The organism is Micromonospora sp. NPDC049139 (assembly GCF_055586845.1).
The window spans coordinates 72,585-91,343 of record NZ_JBVJHK010000018.1; the positions used below are offsets into that span (position 1 = coordinate 72,585).

18 protein-coding genes and 1 riboswitch are annotated in these 18,759 nt (G+C 76.5%); of the genes, 12 read left to right on the plus strand and 6 right to left on the minus strand.

Annotation, left to right across the window (positions count from 1 at the left end):
* Window positions 1–122: 122 nt before the first annotated feature.
* Window positions 123–252, minus strand: a riboswitch (cobalamin riboswitch).
* 117 nt (window positions 253–369) lie between these two features.
* The gene (locus tag ACZ6Q9_RS26055; protein ID WP_396829933.1) at window positions 370–1,026 is read right to left on the minus strand and encodes a response regulator; all 657 of its coding nucleotides are present in this window, start codon (window positions 1,024–1,026) and stop codon (window positions 370–372) included.
* Window positions 1,019–2,170, minus strand: coding sequence for a sensor histidine kinase (locus ACZ6Q9_RS26060; protein WP_396829931.1), 1,152 nt, complete (start codon window positions 2,168–2,170; stop codon window positions 1,019–1,021). The genes ACZ6Q9_RS26055 and ACZ6Q9_RS26060 overlap by 8 nt, the downstream gene beginning before the upstream one ends.
* Window positions 2,171–2,278: 108 nt before the next feature.
* On the opposite strand from ACZ6Q9_RS26060, the gene ACZ6Q9_RS26065 reads away from it, so the two are divergent.
* On the plus strand, window positions 2,279–3,727 hold the full coding sequence (locus ACZ6Q9_RS26065) for a serine hydrolase domain-containing protein (RefSeq protein WP_396829930.1): 1,449 nt from the start codon (window positions 2,279–2,281) through the stop codon (window positions 3,725–3,727).
* 81 nt (window positions 3,728–3,808) lie between these two features.
* Here ACZ6Q9_RS26065 and ACZ6Q9_RS26070 read toward each other — a convergent pair whose 3' ends face one another.
* Window positions 3,809–5,050: an MFS transporter gene (locus tag ACZ6Q9_RS26070; RefSeq protein ID WP_396829928.1), complete on the minus strand. Its 1,242-nt coding sequence runs from the start codon at window positions 5,048–5,050 to the stop codon at window positions 3,809–3,811.
* Window positions 5,051–5,247: 197 nt separating this feature from the next.
* Between ACZ6Q9_RS26070 and ACZ6Q9_RS26075 the strand changes: the two genes are divergently transcribed.
* Window positions 5,248–5,967, plus strand: coding sequence for an MBL fold metallo-hydrolase (locus ACZ6Q9_RS26075; RefSeq protein ID WP_396829927.1), 720 nt, complete (start codon window positions 5,248–5,250; stop codon window positions 5,965–5,967).
* Window positions 5,968–5,986: 19 nt separating this feature from the next.
* Here the strand turns inward: ACZ6Q9_RS26075 and ACZ6Q9_RS26080 are convergent, their stop codons facing one another.
* Both ACZ6Q9_RS26080 and ACZ6Q9_RS26085 read right to left on the minus strand, forming a co-directional pair.
* The gene (locus tag ACZ6Q9_RS26080; RefSeq protein WP_357460044.1) at window positions 5,987–6,322 is read right to left on the minus strand and encodes a hypothetical protein; all 336 of its coding nucleotides are present in this window, start codon (window positions 6,320–6,322) and stop codon (window positions 5,987–5,989) included.
* 94 nt (window positions 6,323–6,416) lie between these two features.
* Window positions 6,417–7,637 (minus strand): MFS transporter, encoded by a 1,221-nt coding sequence (locus ACZ6Q9_RS26085; protein ID WP_396829925.1) that lies wholly within the window; start codon window positions 7,635–7,637, stop codon window positions 6,417–6,419.
* A gap of 157 nt (window positions 7,638–7,794) precedes the next feature.
* Between ACZ6Q9_RS26085 and ACZ6Q9_RS26090 the strand changes: the two genes are divergently transcribed.
* The 3 genes from ACZ6Q9_RS26090 (at window position 7,795) to ACZ6Q9_RS26100 (ending at window position 10,661) form a co-directional block, all read left to right on the plus strand.
* Window positions 7,795–8,781 (plus strand): LacI family DNA-binding transcriptional regulator, encoded by a 987-nt coding sequence (locus tag ACZ6Q9_RS26090; RefSeq protein ID WP_396829924.1) that lies wholly within the window; start codon window positions 7,795–7,797, stop codon window positions 8,779–8,781.
* A gap of 167 nt (window positions 8,782–8,948) precedes the next feature.
* Window positions 8,949–9,653 carry an alpha/beta hydrolase gene (locus ACZ6Q9_RS26095; RefSeq protein ID WP_357700535.1) on the plus strand — a complete coding sequence of 235 codons (705 nt, stop codon included), beginning with the start codon at window positions 8,949–8,951 and terminating at the stop codon, window positions 9,651–9,653.
* Window positions 9,654–9,728: 75 nt separating this feature from the next.
* On the plus strand, window positions 9,729–10,661 hold the full coding sequence (locus ACZ6Q9_RS26100) for an AraC family transcriptional regulator (RefSeq protein WP_393266391.1): 933 nt from the start codon (window positions 9,729–9,731) through the stop codon (window positions 10,659–10,661).
* 146 nt (window positions 10,662–10,807) lie between these two features.
* On the opposite strand, the gene ACZ6Q9_RS26105 is transcribed toward ACZ6Q9_RS26100, so the two are convergent.
* Window positions 10,808–11,437, minus strand: a complete 630-nt coding sequence (locus ACZ6Q9_RS26105; RefSeq protein ID WP_393266393.1) for a TetR/AcrR family transcriptional regulator — start codon at window positions 11,435–11,437, stop codon at window positions 10,808–10,810.
* A gap of 69 nt (window positions 11,438–11,506) precedes the next feature.
* Between ACZ6Q9_RS26105 and ACZ6Q9_RS26110 the strand changes: the two genes are divergently transcribed.
* The 7 genes from ACZ6Q9_RS26110 (at window position 11,507) to ACZ6Q9_RS26140 (ending at window position 17,324) form a co-directional block, all read left to right on the plus strand.
* Window positions 11,507–12,667, plus strand: a complete 1,161-nt coding sequence (locus tag ACZ6Q9_RS26110; protein WP_396829923.1) for an FAD-dependent monooxygenase — start codon at window positions 11,507–11,509, stop codon at window positions 12,665–12,667.
* Window positions 12,668–12,978: 311 nt separating this feature from the next.
* The gene (locus ACZ6Q9_RS26115; RefSeq protein ID WP_396829921.1) at window positions 12,979–13,722 is read left to right on the plus strand and encodes an LppM family (lipo)protein; all 744 of its coding nucleotides are present in this window, start codon (window positions 12,979–12,981) and stop codon (window positions 13,720–13,722) included.
* A 128-nt stretch (window positions 13,723–13,850) separates the two neighbouring features.
* Complete coding sequence (locus ACZ6Q9_RS26120; protein ID WP_393266402.1) at window positions 13,851–14,195, plus strand: hypothetical protein; 345 nt, start codon at window positions 13,851–13,853, stop codon at window positions 14,193–14,195.
* A gap of 11 nt (window positions 14,196–14,206) precedes the next feature.
* Complete coding sequence (locus ACZ6Q9_RS26125; protein ID WP_393266404.1) at window positions 14,207–14,815, plus strand: glycine zipper family protein; 609 nt, start codon at window positions 14,207–14,209, stop codon at window positions 14,813–14,815.
* Window positions 14,812–15,507 carry a carboxypeptidase-like regulatory domain-containing protein gene (locus ACZ6Q9_RS26130; RefSeq protein WP_393266406.1) on the plus strand — a complete coding sequence of 232 codons (696 nt, stop codon included), beginning with the start codon at window positions 14,812–14,814 and terminating at the stop codon, window positions 15,505–15,507. The genes ACZ6Q9_RS26125 and ACZ6Q9_RS26130 overlap by 4 nt, the downstream gene beginning before the upstream one ends.
* Window positions 15,508–15,562: 55 nt before the next feature.
* On the plus strand, window positions 15,563–16,840 hold the full coding sequence (locus tag ACZ6Q9_RS26135; RefSeq protein WP_393266409.1) for a phage tail sheath family protein: 1,278 nt from the start codon (window positions 15,563–15,565) through the stop codon (window positions 16,838–16,840).
* A 1-nt stretch (window position 16,841) separates the two neighbouring features.
* Window positions 16,842–17,324 (plus strand): phage tail protein, encoded by a 483-nt coding sequence (locus ACZ6Q9_RS26140; RefSeq protein ID WP_393448587.1) that lies wholly within the window; start codon window positions 16,842–16,844, stop codon window positions 17,322–17,324.
* The last annotated feature ends 1,435 nt before the right edge of the window (window positions 17,325–18,759 follow it).

Below are 18,759 nucleotides of genomic sequence, written 5' to 3' on the forward strand. Positions count from 1 at the left end.
GCTGCTCGCCGGCGCGCTGTGGCGGCCGGGCACGATGCGACGATGATCGTCGATGGCGGAGACGCGGTGCGTCATCGGGTCCTCCTCGGGTGTCCACGCCCTGGGGTCACTCCCGACGGCCGAAGTATCCTGGCTCCCGGATCGACGCTCACCCCCGGTCTTCCAACCGCGCACGCACGGCCGTGACTCACGAGGGGGGATCGCTCCCCGGTGACAGTGGCGGGACCGCGCCGGAATCACACCGGCTTCCTTCACTGCCGTCAGGCCGCGAATGCTGCCACACCCCCGGCCCCCAGGTCAACGCGACGGGATCGGACGCCGGCCCCGCCGGGCCGGCGCGGCGCGGCGCTCACGACGGTCGACCGAACCTCACCGGTCGGCGAGCCCCGACTCGTAGCCCGCGATCACCAGTTGCGCCCGATCGCGGACGCCCAGCTTCGTCAGCAACCGGCCGATGTGCGTCTTGACGGTGCCCCGGCTGAGGTGCAGGTGCTGCTCGATCTCGGTGTTAGACATCCCACGGGTGATCAACGTCAACACCTCCCGCTCCCGTGGGGTCACCCCGTCGAGCCGTCCCGGCACCCGTCGGGCCGCCGGCATCCGGGTGAACTCGGCGATGAGCCGACGGGTGACGCTGGGGGCCAGCAGCGCCTCGCCCGCGGCGACCACCCTGATCGCGTCGAGCAGCCGTACGGGGGACGTGTCCTTGAGCAGGAAGCCGCTCGCCCCGGCCCGCAGCGCCCGGTACACGTAGTCGTCGAGGTCGAAGGTGGTGAGGACGAGCACCCGGGGCGCGTCCCGGCCGGCGGTGACCTGCTCGGTGGCGGTGATGCCGTCCATCTCGGGCATCCGGACGTCCATCAGCACCACCTCGGGCGAGTGCGTCCTCGCGAGTTCGACGGCCGCCCGCCCGGTGCCCGCCTCGGCCACCACGGTCATTCCCGGGGTGGCATCGACCAGCAGCCGGAGGGTGCCGCGCAGCAGCACGTCGTCGTCGGCCAGGAGCACGCGTACGGGCTCACCCATCGTCCGGCACCGCCGGGGTGAACGGCAGCCGGGCGCGCACGGCGAAGCCGCCGCCGGGCTCGACGCCGGCCGCCAGGGTGCCGCCGTGCATCACGGCCCGCTCGCGCATGCCCCGCAGCCCATGGCCGGGCGGCCCGACGGCGCGCCCCGACCCCCCGTCGTCGACGACGGCGACGGCCAGCGCCCCGGGCTCGACCGCCACGGCGAGCCGACAGCGGGTCGGGCCGGCGTGGCGCAGCACGTTGGTGAGTGCCTCCTGCACGATGCGGTACGCCGAGGCCTGCACGGCCGCGGGCACCCGGGTCAGGTCGGTCGCCCGGTCGACGTCGACGGTGACACCGGCGGACCGGACGGCCTCGACCAGCCGGTCGAGTTCGGCGAAGCTCGGCGCGGTGTCGGCCGGGTCGCGCAGCGCGCCGAGCACGACCCGGATGTCGTCGAGCGCGCTCCGGCTGACCCGCTCGATCGTGCCCAGGGCGGCCCGGCCCTGCTCGGGATGGCTGTCCGCCAGGTGGTTGGCGACGGCCGCCTTCATGGCGATCAGGCTGAGGCTGTGCCCGACCACGTCGTGGATGTCCCGGGCGATGCGCAACCGTTCCTCGGCCACCGCCTGGTCGGCACGCGACGCGGCGAGTTGGGCGACGTGACGTCGACGGGCGCGCACCGCGCGGGCGAGCGCCCACGAAGCGGCGACGACGGTCGCGGCGTAGAGCAGGACCGGGACCGGCGTGGCGGCGAACGACTCCTCCCCCGCCCGGGTCGGGACGATCGGCAGCCCGGGGACCGTGCCGCCCGCCAGCCCCGCGCCCGTGAGGGCGGCCAGCACCACGACGAGCGCCGACACGCCCTCCCGGGTGGAGGTGACCAGCGCGACCGGGTAGAGCGCGAACGCGACCGCGAACACCACCGCGTCGCCGGCCGCCCCGACGGCGACCGCCACCGCCCCCGCCGGCACCACGACGGCGAGCACCGGCGCCGGCCAGCGCCGGCGGACGGCGAGCGGAGCCCCGAACAGCACCGCCAGGCCACCGGCGAGCGCCGGGGCGCCGGGCGTCCGGAACACCGTGAGGAGCACGAGGGCGACGCCCACCAGCGCGTCGAACGCCATCAAATGCCGCAGCACGAGCCGCCCCGAGGTGACCACCGGATCACCGTATCCACCGGCCGGCCGCCGGGCGTCGGACCACGGTCCGATCCCGGGTTCGGACCACGATCCGATGTGCGGGGTCCGCGACCGGCCGAGACTCCGACCATGATCATGCGACTCCTCGTCCTGGCCGGTACGGTGGCGCTCGCCGCGTCGCCCGCCCCGGCAGCCCCGGCCGCACCCCCGGTCGGGATCGACGCCGCCGCCGTCGACGCCGCCGTCCGCCAGTACCGCGACGCCACCGGGCTGCCCGGCGTCGCGGTGGCCGTCACCCGGGGGACCGCGGTGGTGCACGCCGCCGGGTACGGCCACACCCCCGCCGGCGACCCGATCACGGCGCGCACCCCGATGGCCGTGGCGTCGGTGAGCAAGTCGTTCACCGCCCTCGCCGTGATGCAGCTGGTCGAGGCGGGCCGGGTGGAACTCGACGGGCCGGTCCACCGGCACCTGCCGGAGTTCACGATGGACGACCCCCGGGCGGCCCGGATCACCGTGCGGCAGCTGCTCGACCAGACCTCCGGGATGTCGGACACGACGTTCCCCGCGTTCAGCAGGCGGCAGCCGGGTTCGCTGCGGGAGGCCGTCGCGGGGATGCGTACGGCCCGGTTGGCCGCCGCCCCCGGCACGAGGTGGGAGTACCACAACCCGAACTTCCAGGTGGCCGCGCGACTGGTCGAGGTGGTCAGCGGGCTGCCGTTCGACGAGTACCTGCGGACGCGGGTCTTCGCCCCGCTCGGCATGACCGACAGTCGCACCCTCGACGTGGCCGCCGACCTGCCGTCGAGCGCGCGCGGCCACCTCATGGTCCTCGGCAGACCGGTCGCCCTGCCCGAGCCGCCGGCCTTCGGCAACGGCTCCGGCGGGGTGCTCAGCTCGGCGCACGACATGGCGGCGTGGCTGATCGCGCAGGGCAACCAGGGCCGCGGTCCGGAGGGCACGGCGGTCGTCTCCCCGGCGGGCCTCGCCACGCTGCACCGCCCGTCCGCGGTCTCCACCTCCTACGCCCTCGGCTGGTTCGTGGAGAAGACCGGGTCGGGGGCGCCGATGATCGCGCACAGCGGTGACCTGTTCACCTCGACGGCGTACCAGGCGCTGCTGCCCGCGTCCGGCTACGGGGTCGCGGTCATGGCGAACACCGGACTGGCGTACGGCCACGCGTCGGCCCTCGCCGAGCGGCTCATCGCGCTGGTCGAGGGAACGTCGGCGCCCTCGGCGGGCACGCCGCTCGTGGTCGTCGACGCCGTGCTGCTGGTGCTGGCGGTCGCCTCCGCCGCACTCGCCGGCCGGGGCGTGCTCCGGTCACGCCGCTGGGCCGCCGGCCGGACGGTACGCCCCTGGGCGCTGGTGCGGTTGCTTCCGCTGCTCGCGCCGCTGCCGCTGCTCGCCTCGATCCACGTGGTGGTCGGTTGGCTCTACCGGGGTCGCGACGTCGCCTGGATCCAGGTGGCGTACATCTATCCGACGTTCATGGTGCTGCTGGTCACCGCGACGCTCGGCTGCGCCGCCGTCCTCGTGGCCCGGCTCGTCGGACTCGGACGTCGCGGGCGCGGCTGACGACAGGCACGGCCCTGCTGGTGAGCCGACCGTTCGCGCCCGCCGGCCGGGTCGCCGGGGCGGTGGGGGACAACGCCTCCGTCAGGCCGGGTCGGCCGGCGCGGAGGGCCGGGACGCGACGCTCCAGGCGACGGTCGCTGCCACCGCGACGGCGCCGCTGAGCAGGAACGGCGCGTCCAGGCCCAGGCCGGCGGCCAGCGCGCCGCCGGCGAGTGCCCCCAGCGCGGTGCAACCGTAGGTGAGGACCCGGGAGGCGGCGACCACCCGGCCGAGCAGGTCGCCGGGCACGAGGCGCTGCCGGAGCGACAGCGCGGCCACGTTGAGGACGGCGAACGCCGCGCTGGTGCTGACGACGACGGCCACGGCGGCGACCCGGTGCGGCGCGACGACCAGGAGCGCCGGCGCGCCGGCGGTGACCGCCATCGACCACGTCAGCACGTGCCGGTGCCGGAAGCGGGCGATCAGCCGGTCGGCGACGAGGGAGCCGGCGAGGCCGCCGCCCGCGCCGGTGGCCAGCAGCAGGCCGAAGCCGAGCGCGCCGAGGCCGAGGCTGTCCCGCGCGTACAACACGAAGATCGCGAACCAGGCGCTGTCCGCGGCGGCGACGGCCGCGCCGACGAGCACGAGCGTACGGAGCACGGACTGCCGGGCCAGCCACCGCAGCCCGGCGAGCGCCCCGTCCCGCGCGGGGGCGGCCGCGCCGCCGGACGGCTCGCCGGCGGCGGCTCCCGGGGCCGGGCGGGCGAGGGTCAGCGGCAGGGACAGCACGAGCATGACGGCCAACGCGAGGGAGGCGCCGTTGACGGCGAACGGCAGTGCCGCCCCCGCGACGAACAGAAGCGCGCCGACCGGCGGGCCGACGAACTCGTTGCCCACGATCTCGCCCGCCACGAGACGACCGTTGGCCTTCTCCAGCTGCGCGTCGTCCACCAGTCGGGGAACGGCGGTCTGGGCGGCGGTGTCGCGCAGGGTCTCGCCGACGCCGAGCAGGAACGCGGCGACGACAACGAGGCCGATCGGCGCCCTGCCCACCGCGACGGCCAGGGCCAACGTCGACAGGACCAGAACCCGGCCCACGTCGGCGGCGGCGATGATCTCCCGGGCTCCCCTGCGGTCCGCGAGCGCTCCGGCGAACAGGCCGGTGACCAACCAGGGCAGGAACTGCGCCGCGGCCACGGCGGCCACCGCCACCGGGTCGTCGCTCAGCGCGGCGGCGAGGAGCGGGAACGCCGCCACGCGGATGCCGTCGCCCAGGTTGGCCAGGGCGGCGGCGGTCCAGAATGTCCAGAAGGGACGGCCCAGGGCCGACGACCGGTCAGCCATGCCGGACACCCTACCGCCCGCCCCGTCCCCGGGGGCGGCGCCGCCGGGCAGCGGCGGCCGACGCTCCGCCAACCGCCGGCGCCCGGGGCCCGGGGCCCCACCGTCGCCTGCATCCAGGCGCCGCACCGCTGCCCGAGAGCACTACGATCGGGCGGCAGTCCGACGCGTTGTCCGGAATCCGGGGGAGGGTGTGCGCCATGGCCGCCGTGACGTTCCAGCACCTCGCCGGCCGGGTCTGGCTCTGCCCGGGTGATCCGGACCCGGAGGCCGTCCAGGCCGGCGTCGCCCTGGTCGCCGACGACCGGGGCAGCGTGCTGGTCGACGCGGGGCAGAGCCCCACGCACGCCCGGGAGATCCGGTCCGCGCTGGCTGCCGCCGGGTTGCCCCCGCCCCGCTGGCTGGTCTACACGCACCACCACTGGGACCACGTGTGGGGCGCCTGCGCCTGGCCCGGCGTGGAGATCGTCGGCCACGTCGCCGGCGAGCGGCTGCTGCGTGCGGAGGCGGACCGGCCGTGGAGCCACCGATACCTGCGGGAGCAGGTGCGGGCGAACCCGCGACTCGGCCCGAGTTTCCGGGCCCGGGCGCTGGCGGTCGACTCGTGGGACGGCTTCGCGGTGCTGCCGCCGACCCGGACCTTCACCGACGAGTTGGAACTGCCGGTCGGCGTACGGGTGCGGCACGTCGGGGGCGCCCACGCGCCGGACTCGACGGTGGTGGCGGTGCCGGACTCGGGCGTGTTGCTGCTCGGCGACTGTTTCTATCCGCCGCCGGCGCACCTGCGCGCCCCCGAGGACCAGCCCGACCTCGCCCTGGTACGCCGGCTGCTGGCCGACGACGTCCACTGGTACGTCGCGAGCCACCAGCCGCCGATGACGCTGAACGAGGCACGCGCGGCGGTCGCCGCCGGGCGGTGACGCCACGGCGGCGCCACGGTCAGCGGACGCGGCGCTCCGGGTGGGCCCGGTTCCAGGCCCGCATCCGCTCCGGGTAGCCGGTGCGGGCGGCCTCGTACAGCGGCACCGCGTGCTTGCGGGCGATCGACCCGGCGGCGCGCGGCGAGCCGGTGCGGCGGCGGATCCACTCGCCGTCGTGGGCGATCGCCACCACGGTGGTGTCGGTCGCCGTGGTCTCCGGCTCCAGGTAGAACTCCACGCCCCGGCGGCTGGTGACGAACGCCTCCAGCGCGGCCAGGTCCTCGCGGGTCGCCTCGCGGTCGAGCTTCGTGGGGGCCGCGTCGGTGCCGCGCGACCGTCGACTGAACCAGCCCATCCCCCCGCTCCTCTCCTCGGCGTCCTCCCAGTGCAGCACCGTTTCCTGGGAGGCGGCTGCGAGCCGGGTGTGAGTGCCCTGCGGATGTGCCGCGTCAGCGGGCCGGCGGGCGGGTGGCCGGCACCAGGGCCAGGGTGGGCAGCAGCAGCACCGGCACCACGAGCAGGGCGGGCAGCGTGCCGACCCGGTCGCCGAGCAGGCCGAGCAGCGGCGGGCCGGCGAGGAACGCCGTGTAGCCGATCACGGCGACCACGCTGACCCGGGCCGGCGCCTGCCGCTCGTCGTCGGCCGCCGCGCTCATCCCCACCGGGAAGCCCAGCGACGCGCCGAGCCCCCAGAGCGCGACGCCGGCGACCGCCACCGGCCCGGAGCCGGCGAGCACCGCCACGCCCGCGCCGACGGTGGCGAGCAGGATCGTGGCCGACAGGACGGGCACGCGGCCCCACCGGTCCAGCGCGACGGTGCCCGCCGTGCGGCCCAGGGTCATGCCGACGACGAAGACGCCGAAGACCGCCGCGCCGGCCGCCTCGCTGAGGCCGTGGCCGTCGATGAAGGCGACGGCGAGCCAGTCGTTGGCGCTGCCCTCGGCGAACGCCGACACCAGCACCAGCAGGCCGATGAGCAGCGTGCGCGGCTCCCGCCAGGCGGCGAGCAGGTCGCGGCGGCGCTCGGCCGGGGCGGCCGACGCGGCGGCGGTGCCGCTCTCGGCCGCCGGCAGGAACGACCGGACGGCCAGCAGCGTGCCGCAGAACACCGCCGCCGCCAGCGCGGCGAGGTGCACGGCGACCGGCAGGCCGAGGCGGGCGGCCCCCGCGCCGAGCCCGGCGCCCGCCACGGAGCCGAGGCTCCACGCGGCGTGGAAGCGGGGCATGATCGTGCGTCCGAGCCGCCGCTCGACCGCCGCGCCCTCGACGTTCATGGCGACGTCGCAGATGCCGGAGCCGTAGCCGAACGCGCACAACCCGACCGCGACCCCGACCAGGGAACCGGCCGGGGCGGCGACCCCGGCCACGGTCAGCCCGGCCGCGACGAGCAGGCAGCCGAGGGCCACCGTGCGGGCCGCCCCGAGCCGCTGGGCCACCAGGCCGGCGGTGGGCATCGCGAGCAGCGAACCGGCGGACATGGCGAGCAGGAGCAGCCCGAGCCGGCCCGCGCTGAGCCCCAGCGCGTCCCGGACGGCGGGCACCCGGGAGAACCAGGTGGCGACGGCCAGGCCGTTGAGCGCGAACACCACCGCCACGCCGGTACGGGCGGCCAGCACCGCCCGGGGTACGGCCGGGGTCGGCGCGGCGGGCGCGGCGGTGGTGCGGCTCACGGTGGCGTCCTCTCGCCTCGGGCGGTCTGCCGCACGATCCCACACCTGAGAGCGCTGCCAGGACAACGCCTTCCCACCCTTACCGGCGCCGGCCCGCGAGGGAGATGATGCGCATCGACCGTCCGCGCCGGGGACGGCGACCACGGGGAGGACAGGTATGACGACGACTGGCCGACCGCCCACACTCGACGACGTCGCCCGGGCGGCGGGCGTCTCCCGGGCCACCGCCTCGCGGGTGATCGCCGGCACCGGCTACGCCTCGCCCACCGCCCGCGACCGGGTCACCGCCGCCGCCCACCGGCTCGGGTACGCACCGAACCTGGCCGCCCGCGCGCTGGTCCGGGGCACCGGGGTGCGGCTGGTGGTCGTGGTCTCCGGCGTCGCCCCGACCGTCCTCGACGACCCGTACGTCGACCGGGTGGTCGGGGCGACCGCCCGGGTCTGCGCGCCGTACGGGCTCGGGGTCGCGCTGCACTGGCTCCCGAGGCGGGAGCCGGCCGGGCTGCGCCGGCTGGCCGAGGACCGCGGCGTCGGCGGGATCATCCTGGTCAACACCACCGAGGCGGTGCTCCGGGCGGTCCCGGCGGCGCTGCGCGGCCGGGTGGCCTCGATCGGCATCGGCTCCGCCCTCGTACCCGCCTTCGACGTGGACAACGGCGGCGGCACGGAGGCCGTGGTCCGGCACCTGTACGCCACCGGCCGCCGCCGCATCGCGATGGTGACCGGCCCCCGCTGGCTGTCCTGCGCCGGCCGGTCGGTGGGCGCGTACCGCCGGGTGGTGCGCGACGCGGGCCTGCCGGTGCGGCTGGTGCCGGGGGATTTCAGCGCGGACCGGGGCCGGGCGGCGGCCCGGGAGGTGTTGGCGCGCTGGCCGGACACGGACGCGATCGTCGGGATCAGCGACGCGACCGCGCTGGGGCTGATCGACGGGCTGCGCGGCGACGGCGTCCAGGTGCCCGGGGACGTCGCCGTCACCGGCTTCGACGACATCCCGCTCGCCGCGATGACCACCCCCGCGCTGACCACGGCGACGCACCCGGTGGGGCAGATCGCCACGGCGGCGGCGACCGCCGTGCTGGCCGGACGGCCGGTGCCGCCGGCGACGGTGTTCCCGTCCCGGCTGGTCCGCCGGGTCAGCGGATGAGCCGGTCGCGGCCAGCGCCTCCCGTCCGGTGTCCGGCGTGCCCGGGCCGGCGCGCCCTCGGCCGGCAGGGGTCGCTGGTCGCGCCGGAGGCGGCCCGGCAGGGTTAACCCCGGGGCAGCGGGGTAACCGCTGGCGCACCCCCGCCGAGGACGAGGAGCGGTGATCCCGTGGCCGAACCCGCCGCGCCGCACCGGCAGCCGGAGGAGAACCCACGGCACGGCCGGCTCACCGCGCGTCCGGCGCCGCCCGTCACCCGGGCGGCCACCGGCATGGTGACGCTGACCGACGCCGACGGCGGGCCGCTGGCGATGGTGTACGCCCCGGAGCCGGTCGACGGCCGGCCGTACCGGCTGGTGCTGCTGCTGCACGGGGCCGGCGGCTCGGCCCGGCAGGGCGTGGACCTGCTGCTGCCGGTCGCCGACGCGCACCAACTGCTGCTGGTGGCCCCGCAGGCGGCGTCGAGCAGCTGGGACCTGATCGTGGAGGGCTTCGGGGTGGACGTCCGACGGATCGACGGGCTGCTGGCCACGGCCTTCGCCGGTTACCCCGTCGGGCAGGTGGCGTTCGGCGGGTTCTCCGACGGCGCCTCGTACGCCCTCTCGCTGGGCCTGACCAACGGCGACCTGGTCGACGCGGTGGTGGCCTTCTCCCCCGGCTTCGCCGCGCCGCTGGTCACCCACGGCCGGCCCCGCGTCTACGTCTCGCACGGCGCCGACGACCCGGTCCTGCCGGTCGACGTGTGCAGCCGCCGCCTGGTGCCCCGGCTGCGTTCGCTCGGCTACGACGTCACCTACGACGAGTTCCCGGGCCCGCACGAGGTGCCCGCCGACATCCGCCACCGCGCCGCCGACTGGCTGACGATCGCAGACTGACCCGGTCGGTCCACGCCTGAGACGCCGGACGACGCATGCCCGCCGGCGCCATGCGCGCTCGTCTACGCTCGCGGGATGGATCCGCTCACCGGGCTGCTCGACGGGCCGCGGGCCCGGGGCGCCTTCCTGCTCCGGTCGCTGCTGGATCCCCCGTTCGCGCTGCGCATCGAGGACCGCGCCCCGCTGACCGTGGTCGCCCTGGTCGGGGGCGCGGCCTGGGTGGTGCCCGACGACGGCGCGCCCGTCGCGCTGGGGCCGGGCGACGTGGCGGTGCTGCGCGGACCCGACGGCTATCTCGTGGCGGACGACCCGGCCACCCCGCCGCAGGTGGTCATCCATCCCGGGCAGCGGTGCACCACGCTGCGCGGGGAGCCGCTGGCCGAGACGATGTCGCTGGGCGTACGCACCTGGGGCACGGGCTCGGACGGCGCGACCGTGCTGCTGACCGGCACCTACCAGCTTCCCGGGGAGCTGAGCCGACGGCTGCTCACCGCCCTGCCGCCGCTGCTCGTGGTCGGGGGCGAGGAGTGGCGCAGCCCGCTGGTGCCCCTGCTCGCCGAGGAGGTCACCCGGGACGCGCCCGGCCAGGGGGCGGTCCTGGACCGGTTGCTCGACCTGCTGCTGATCGCCGCGCTGCGCACCTGGTTCGCCCGCCCCGGCGCCGCGCCCGCCTGGTACGTCGCCGCCGCCGATCCGGTGGTCGGCCCGGCGCTGCGGCTGCTCCAGAACGACCCGGCCCGGCCGTGGACGGTCGCCTCCCTCGCGGCCGAGGTGGGCGTCTCCCGGGCGGCGCTGGCCCGCCGGTTCACCGAGTTGGTCGGCGAGCCGCCGATGACGTTCCTGACCGGGTGGCGGCTGGCGCTCGCCGCCGACCTGCTCCGCGAGCCGGACGCCACCCTGGGGGCGGTCGCCCGCAAGGTCGGCTACGGCAGCCCGTTCGCGCTGAGCACGGCGTTCCGCCGGGTCCGCGGGGTCACCCCGCGCGACCACCGCCTCGCCGCGTCCTGACCGCCCGCCTCCCCGCCCGGCCGGGACGCGCGGCGGCTGCCGCTGCCGGGTCGTGCGCTCCGGCACCGGCTGGCCGCCGGTCGACGCTGCCGGGGCGTCGGGCGACGCGCCGGGACCCGCCGGGCAACGCGGCCGGGGCGCCGGGGTCAGGTGGTGGTCAGGGCGCGCAGCAGGGCGCGGACGGCGGCGGCCAGGTCGGCGCGGCTGGCGGGGGTGCCGGGCGGGGGTGCGCTGAGGGCGCCGGCGCCGACGAGGCGGTCGAAGAGGAGCCCGTCGACGAACGCGACGAGCTGGTCGCCGCGCCGGTCGGGGTCCGGGGCGCCGGCCCGGGCCAGCAGGTCGCGGGCCTGCACCCGGAGCAGGGTGCCGTGTTCCAGGATCCGCCGCAGCTCGGGGCGGTGCACCGCCTCGAGGAGGCAGGCGTACCGGGCGAGGGTGCGGCTGCGCCCGACGGTGAGCCAGCGGTCCAGCACCTCGCCCGCCCCGTCCGCGAGCCGGTCGAGGTCCGCCCCGGTCAGCGCGGGGCCCGGCGTGGGGGGCGGCGCGTCGGCGGGCAGCTCGCGGGCCGCCAGGTCGGCCCGGTCGAGGTCGGCGAGGCGCCGCACCACCGCCTCGATGAGCGCCTGCCGGGTGCGCAGGTACGCCGACGTGCTGCCGGGCGGCAGGCCGGCGCGGGCGTCGACCGCCCGGTGGGTCAGCGCCCGCATGCCGCCCTCGGCGAGCAGTTCGATGGCCGCGTCGGCCAGCAACGCCACCCGGTTGGTCCGCCCCGCCACACGCCCTCCCCACGTCAATTTCTACGGATGTAGTATGCCTCTTCTACAGGCGTAGAAGGGCGGGATGTCATGGTCGGGTCGGACGCGGTCGTGGTCGGGGGCGGGATCGGCGGCCTCGCCGCGGCGCTCGCGCTGCATCGGGGCGGCTGGCGGGTCACCGTGCTGGAACGCGCCGCCGAGCTGCGCGAGGTCGGCGGCGGGCTGACCCTGATGGCGAACGCGGTGCGTGGCCTCGACGCGCTCGGCGTCGGGGCGGCGGTCCGGGCGCGCGGGGACGCCGGGGCGGCGGGCGGCATCCGCACCGCGCGGGGGCGCTGGCTGTCCCGGGTGGACGCCGACGAGCTGACCAGGCTGCTCGGCACCACCGCGCTGGGCGTGCACCGGGCGACCCTGCACGGCATCCTGCGCGACTCGCTGCCGGCGGAGGCCGTGCACACCGGGGCCGAGGTGTCCGACGTGGACCCGGAGGCCGGCGAGGTGCGCTACCGGCGGCACGGCGAGCCGGCCAGCCTCCGGGCCGACCTGGTGGTCGGCGCCGACGGCCTGCGCAGCGCGCTGCGCGCCCGGCTCTGGCCCGACACCCCGCCCCCGGCGTACGCGGGCACGACCGCCTGGCGGGCGGTGGTCGACTTCCCCGGGCCGGTCCCGACCGCGATCAGTTGGGGCGGGGGCGCCGAGTTCGGCATGGTGCCGGTCGGCGGCGGCCGACTCTACTGGTTCGGCGCCGTCACGGCCCCGCCCGGCGGGCACGCGCCCGACGAACTGGCGGCGGTCCGGGAGCGCTTCGGCTCCTGGCACGACCCGATCCCGGCGCTGCTCGCGGCGACCCCACCGGAGGCGGTGCTGCGCAACGACATCCACCACCTCGCCACGCCGCTGCCGTCGTACGTGCGGGGGCGGGTGGCACTGCTCGGCGACGCGGCGCACGCGATGACGCCGAACCTGGGGCAGGGCGCCTGCCAGGCGATCGAGGACGCGGTGACGCTGGGGGCGGTGTGCGCCGGCGGGGCCGGGACGGTGCCCGCCGCGCTGGCCGCGTACGACCGGCAGCGGCGGCGCCGCAGCCAGGCCGTCGCCCGGGCGTCGTTCCGGACCGGGCGGTTCGGTCAGCAACTGCGCCACCCGGCGGCCGTCGCGCTGCGCGACACCCTGCTGCGGCTCACCCCGGCCCGCGCGTCGCTCCGCGCGATGGCCCGGTACGCGGACTGGCAGCCGCCCACCGCGCCCTGACCCGAGGACGCGCGGCCGGCCGACCTTCTCGGCGGCGTCCACGCCCGCCCCGGGACAGGCGGCGGGACGTTTTCGCGGGAGGGAAAAACGGCGACCTCGGCCAAACCTTCAGGATATCGATTTCGGCGATTTTCGACCTCGGCCGAAGGGGACAGCGGCCAGGTAAGATCGGCGACTTCGTTGTGACTGATCGCTGACTGCTGATTGTGATCCGGATCACACACACTGTGCCCATGGATACGGGACACATCCGCGGCAGGACACTCCGCGTCGCGGCGTGTCTCGTTCTGGCGGCCACGCTGACCGGCTGCATGCAACTGAATCTCGGGCTGACCGTCAACGCCGACGACACGGTCGACGGCCAACTCCTGCTGACCGCCCAGAAGAGCGTGCTGACCTCGGGCAACCGCACCGTCGAGGCCGGCTTCGCCGAGCTGGGGAAGAACATTCCCGCCCTGCCGCCGGGCGAGGAGACCCGCTACGAGGACGCCAAGCTCTTCGGTTCCCAGATCACCTATCGGAACACCCCGCTGCGCGATTTCAACAGCGAGAGCGTGCGGCTCGTCCGAGAGGACGATCTCTACCGCTTCACCCTTCCCCTCGACCCGAAGAAATACGGCGGGAAGGTGGCGGAACAGAATCCGCAGAATCAGCAGGCGTTCATGCGGTTGATGTCGTTCGAGATATCGGTGACCTTCCCCGGCCGGGTCCTCGACACCAACGGCACGGTCAACGGCCGGTCGGTCAGCTGGAAGGTCGGCAGCAACCAGGAGAAGCCGACCGAGCTGCGGGCGGTCGCGGAGGCCCCGCCGAGGCCGTCGGCCTCCCCGGCGGCGGGCGACGACGGCGGCGGGTTCCCCTGGCTGCTGGTCGCCGGCGCGGCGGCGCTCCTGCTGCTCGTCGCCGTCGGGGTCGTCCTGCTGCTGCGGCGTTCGCGCCGGCCGGCGCCGGCGGCCGGCGGCCCGGTCGTCCCGAGCCAGGCGACCGGCCCGACGGCCGCGCCGGGCCAGACGACCGGCGACCCGACGGCGGCCGGCCCACCGGGGCCCGCCTGAGGCCCCCACCCCCTCCCGCCCGCCGCCCGCCGGCGGCGGACCGGGCCCGTCGGAGACTCCCCGGAGCCGCCGGCCTCACCACCACCACACCCCGGTCGCACCACCGCACAACCGAAGGGAGATCGGCGATGAACGATCTCTTCACCTGGGCCGCCCTGGGCAGCCTCACCGGCGCGAGCGCCGCGACGCTGCTCGCCACCAACGTCGTCGGCGGGCTGATCGGCCCGAGCGGCGACAAGGCCCGCAAGTGGATCGCACTGGGCATCGCGCTCGCGCTGTCCTACCTCACCGCGGCGTTCGCCACGGACGCCGGCGCCGAGAAGTGGATCATCGCGTTCTTCAACGGGCTGGTCATCTTCTCCGCCGCGCTGGGCATCAACCAGCTCCCGCCCGGCAACCGGCAGGCGACCCAGGCGTCGCCGACCCGGATGGCGCAGGGACGCGAGCCCCGCATCCTCCGCTCCTGGGTTTGAGGTGAGCCGTCATGATCTACGGAATCCTCAGCGCCGTCGCCCACGTGGCCACCGGCGCGGTCCTCGGGCAACTGGCCCGCGGCACCGTCGGGCTGCTGATCGGCGCGGTCGCCGGCCTGCTCGTCGGCGGGATCTTCGGCTGGGCGGTCGCCTCGGCCCGGGTCTACGGGCCGGACGCGAAGGGCGTCCTCCTCTTCGTCGTCGACCACACCTGGAGCCTGCTCAACACCGTCGTCGGCGCGGTCTACCTGGCCGCCCACGTGCTCGTCGGGCACTCGCTGGACCGGCCCACCTCGCAGCACAGCTGCCGGGTCAACGTGGTCGAGGGCGTCTCCCCCCGGTACGCCACCACCATCGGCACGGTCTGCGCCGGCTCCGGGCCGGGCATCCAGCGGCACGAGGACGTGCACATCCTCCAGGCGCGCATCCTCGGCCCGCTCTACATCCCGCTGGTGCTCGCCAACTACGTGCTGTTCACCATCGCCCCGGTCTGGCTGCTCTACCACGACCACACCAACGCACCCATCAACCGATTCACCCGGTACTTCGAGATCGGCGTCTACCCACACGTGTGGAACGAGGCCATCGCGTACCGCGTCCAGGGGACGCCGCCGCGATGACCACGCCGGGGCGCGGCCCGATCGAGACGGCCACCGCCGAGCTGGCCGGCTGGCTGGCCGGGGCGGCGGGGGAACCCGTCCCGGTCGGTCCGCCGCGCCCCGACGACGACCCCGCCCGGCTCACGCTCTGGCCGATGGAGCTGCGCCCGGCGCGGCAGACCCGGGGCAGCGGCGGCCGGGAGCCGTACCGCTTCACCGTCCGCTACCTGCTCTGCGCCGGCGGGCCGGCGGCGCTGCCCGGGTTGGACCGGGTGCTCGCCGCCGCGACCGCCGGCGGGGAGCGCGCCGTCGTGCTGGAGGCCGGCGACCCGCGGCTCTGGGCGGCGTTCGGCACCGGACCCCGCCCGGCCCTGCTCATCGACGTGCCGGCCCAGGTCACCCACCCGACGCCGCCGGCGCCGCCGGTGCTGCGGCCGCTGCGGCTGCGGCAGCTGGAGATGCTGGCCTTCGACGGCCGGGTGGTCGGGCCCGAGCAGCAGCCCCTCGCGGCCGTGCGGATCGAGGTCGTCGGCACGGCGTGCGCCACCACGACCGACCCCGCCGGCCGGTTCCGCGTCGTCGGGGTGCCGCACGACCCCGACCACCCCGGTCCGGTACGGCTGCGGCTCACCGGCCGGGGGCGGGTCCTCACCGCCGAGGTCGACCCGACCGAGCCCGACATCGTCATCGTCTGCGCACCCCCGCCCCGCTGACCCCGTTCCGGCGGACGTCCCACGCCGCCGACCGCGAACCGCACCGGGAGGACCGATGCCCACCTACTTCTCGCCCGGCATCTACGTCGAGGAGGTCCCCGGCGGCGCCCGCCCGATCGGACCGGCCAGCACCAGCACGGCCGCCTTCGTCGGGGTCGCCCCGGACCCCACCGCGCAGCTCGGCAGAGCCGTCGCGGTCAACAACTGGACGGAGTTCCTGCGGCTCTACGCCAACGGGGACCGCCTGGAGAGCACCCCGCTGGCCCGGGCCGTCTTCGGCTTCCTCGACAACGGCGGCAGCCGCTGCTGGGTCGTCAACGTCGGCGCGGGAGGCGAGATCACCGGCACCGGGAAGCGGCGCGGCGGCCTGCAACTGCTGGAGGCCGTCGACGAGGTCTCCATCGTGGCCGCGCCCGGCTTCCACGACCCGGTCTCGCACGAGGCGCTGCTCAGCATGGCGGAGCGGACCCGCACGATGGTGGCCATCTGCGACCCGCCCCCGGACGTCACGGACATCTCGGCGCTGACCAGGGTGGCGACGCCGTCCACCGGCAGGCCGCCCAAGGCGGCCGAGGGCTCCGGCGGGTCCGGTGGGTCCGGCTCGGCGGGCTCCGGCGGCCCGGGGTCCGGCTCCGGCGGGTCCGTGTCGGGGGACGAGGCGCCGACGGCGTGCCGACCCCGGCAGTCCGACTTCGGCGCGCTTTACCATCCCTGGCTGCGGGTACGCGACCCGCTCAGCGGCGAGCTGGTGCTCACCCCGCCGAGCGGGCACATGGCCGGCATCTGGGCCCGCACGGACGCCCTGCGCGGGGTGCACAAGGCGCCGGCCAACGAGCCCGTACGCGGCGCCGTCGACCTCGCCCACCTGGTCACCCGGCCCGAGCACGACGTGCTCAACCCCAAGGGCGTCAACGTGATCCGCTACTTCCCGGGCGAGGGCATCCGGGTCTGGGGCGCCCGCACCCTCGCCGCCGAGGCCAGCGAGTGGCGCTACCTCAACGTCCGCCGGCTCTGCATCGCCATCGAGCAGGCGATCGCCAACGGCACCCGGTGGATGGTCTTCGAGCCGAACGACTTCACCCTCTGGCGGTCCATCCGCCGTGACATCGGCGCCTTCCTCACCCGCGTCTGGCGCGACGGCGCGCTGCTGGGGCGTACGCCCGAGGAGGCGTTCTTCGTCAAGTGCGACGAGGAGACCAACCCGGCGGACGTCCGCGACGCGGGCATGGTCGTCGCCCACATCGGCATCGCGGTGGTCAAGCCGGCGGAGTTCGTGGTGTTCAGGCTGAGCCAGTGGGCCGGCGGCGCCGAGACCGAGACGATCGGAGGCTGACATGCCGACCACCGCCACCCCGCAGCCGGGCGCCCCGGTCGACCCGTACCGGGCCTACAACTTCAAGCTCCTCGTCAACGGCGTGACCAACGGCCACTTCACCGAGGTCAGCGGCCTGGAGATGACCATTCCCGGCGTGCCGTACCGGGAACAGGGCAACGACCGCATCCGGATGGTCCCCGGCCAGGTGGAGTACGCGCCGGTGACCCTGCACTTCGGGCTCACCGCCTCCCGGGAGCTGTGGGACTGGATTTACGCGGTGGCCCGGGGCACGGTGAGCCGGCGCAACGTCTCGATCGTGCTGCTGGACGCGGCCGGCACGGCGGAGGTGCTGCGCTGGAACCTGATCAACGCCTGGCCGACGAGGTGGCGTGGCGCCCACCTGAACACCCTCGGCCAGGAGCTGGCGATCGCGGCGCTCACCCTGCGGTACGAGAGCCTGGAACTGGAGACCGGCGGTGCCGCCGCGCCGACCACCGCGTAGCTGGCTGGCCGCCCGGCTGCGCGCGACTGCCACGGCGGTCGACGAACTGGCCCGGCTGGTCGACTCCGCCGGACCGGCCGCAACCGGCCCGCCGTCCCCACCCGACGACTGGTATCCATCTGACGACAGGTACCCGCCCGAGGGCTGGTCTCCGCCCGACCGGTCGCCGGCCGCCGCGACGGGGACCGAGGTGCCGGCACGCCGCCCCGGCCAGCCCCCGGCGCACTGGCTGCGGGTGGTGTCCGCGCACGCCCCCGGACTGCTGCGCGACCTCGACCTCGACCTCGGCCCGGCCGACCCCGCTCCCCCGCCGCCCGTCGGCGCGGACCACGGCGAAACCCGTCCCGTTGGTGCGGACCAGGCCATCCGCCCTGCTGACTGTCCGCCAGGCGACCCGCCGCCCCGGACGGCCGACCCGCGACCGCCCGCCGTGCCACCCGGGTGGGGACCGACGCGGGCCGGCGTTGCCGGCTCGTACCCCTACGAATCGGGCGGGCGTGACGAGGACACCCCGCCGGCGGCAGGCGTCTGGCGGAGCGGCGACCGACGGTCGATCGGCGACCTCTGGTCGGCAGGAGACGTGCCGCCGAGCGGGCGGGACTGGCCGACCGGAGACGGCTGGCCGGCCGGCACCGACTCGCCGGGCGACGACGGCCCGGGAAGGCGGTGCGGCCGGCCGGGCGACGTTGGGCGGACAAGTGGCGACGGACGGCCAGGCGCCCAGACGACAGCCGAGGGCCGGGCAGGCCGGTGGGATCTCTGCCTGAGAAATGGAGGGGGTGGCTCGGTCGGTCGACCGTCGGCGGCGGCCGGCTGGCCCGTGCTCCGGCCGGCGGTTCCCCCGCCGGAAGCGGTGACCCGCCGGGGCACGCCGGCCACCAGCCGCCCGGCCGGCGGCAGCACGGGCCCATGGTCGGCCGGCGACCGACGCACCCACGGCCCGACGGGCGGGGCACCCGACGCCAACGGGCCGTCGCCCGAGATCTTGGTACGAACTGGCCGCTGGAGCGGCCGTTCCGTACCAAGATCTGCGGCGTCCCGAGGCGCGACCGGGGCCGCCGCGTACGTCGGGGCGGCCAGGGCGCGGGAGGCGTCGTCAGGCACCCCGGGCAGAGAAGCGGCGACAGGAGCCGGGGCGGGGGGCCGGGTTCCGCTGTCGTACGACGGGACGGGACACCCAGGGGCCGACCGGCTGCGACCCGCGTCCGGGCATCGACACCAGCCGGCGGCTACCGGAGGAGGCCCCGATCCTGTCGGTGGCGCCGGGCTGAGAGCCGCGCCGTGGGAAGGCCGGGCAGGCCGGTGGGACGGCACCCGAGGCCGGTGGGACGGCGGCGGCGAGGCCGGCGTACCCCCGTCGGGGCGGCCGGACGCGACCGCGCCCTGGCCGGCGCTGCCCGACGCCGACGGTGCGGGACCGGCGCGCGCCGGCGGG

Bases quoted from the DNA above. Each gene is read 5' to 3' on its own strand.
- ACZ6Q9_RS26055 (WP_396829933.1), bottom strand. From the start codon at position 1,026: ATGGGTGAGCCCGTACGCGTGCTCCTGGCCGACGACGACGTGCTGCTG.
- ACZ6Q9_RS26065 (WP_396829930.1), top strand. From the start codon at position 2,279: ATGATCATGCGACTCCTCGTCCTGGCCGGTACGGTGGCGCTCGCCGCG.
- ACZ6Q9_RS26070 (WP_396829928.1), bottom strand. From the start codon at position 5,050: ATGGCTGACCGGTCGTCGGCCCTGGGCCGTCCCTTCTGGACATTCTGG.
- ACZ6Q9_RS26075 (WP_396829927.1), top strand. From the start codon at position 5,248: ATGGCCGCCGTGACGTTCCAGCACCTCGCCGGCCGGGTCTGGCTCTGC.
- ACZ6Q9_RS26080 (WP_357460044.1), bottom strand. From the start codon at position 6,322: ATGGGCTGGTTCAGTCGACGGTCGCGCGGCACCGACGCGGCCCCCACG.
- ACZ6Q9_RS26090 (WP_396829924.1), top strand. From the start codon at position 7,795: ATGACGACGACTGGCCGACCGCCCACACTCGACGACGTCGCCCGGGCG.
- ACZ6Q9_RS26100 (WP_393266391.1), top strand. From the start codon at position 9,729: ATGGATCCGCTCACCGGGCTGCTCGACGGGCCGCGGGCCCGGGGCGCC.
- ACZ6Q9_RS26110 (WP_396829923.1), top strand. From the start codon at position 11,507: ATGGTCGGGTCGGACGCGGTCGTGGTCGGGGGCGGGATCGGCGGCCTC.
- ACZ6Q9_RS26115 (WP_396829921.1), top strand. From the start codon at position 12,979: ATGCAACTGAATCTCGGGCTGACCGTCAACGCCGACGACACGGTCGAC.
- ACZ6Q9_RS26120 (WP_393266402.1), top strand. From the start codon at position 13,851: ATGAACGATCTCTTCACCTGGGCCGCCCTGGGCAGCCTCACCGGCGCG.
- ACZ6Q9_RS26125 (WP_393266404.1), top strand. From the start codon at position 14,207: ATGATCTACGGAATCCTCAGCGCCGTCGCCCACGTGGCCACCGGCGCG.
- ACZ6Q9_RS26130 (WP_393266406.1), top strand. From the start codon at position 14,812: ATGACCACGCCGGGGCGCGGCCCGATCGAGACGGCCACCGCCGAGCTG.
- ACZ6Q9_RS26135 (WP_393266409.1), top strand. From the start codon at position 15,563: ATGCCCACCTACTTCTCGCCCGGCATCTACGTCGAGGAGGTCCCCGGC.
- ACZ6Q9_RS26140 (WP_393448587.1), top strand. From the start codon at position 16,842: ATGCCGACCACCGCCACCCCGCAGCCGGGCGCCCCGGTCGACCCGTAC.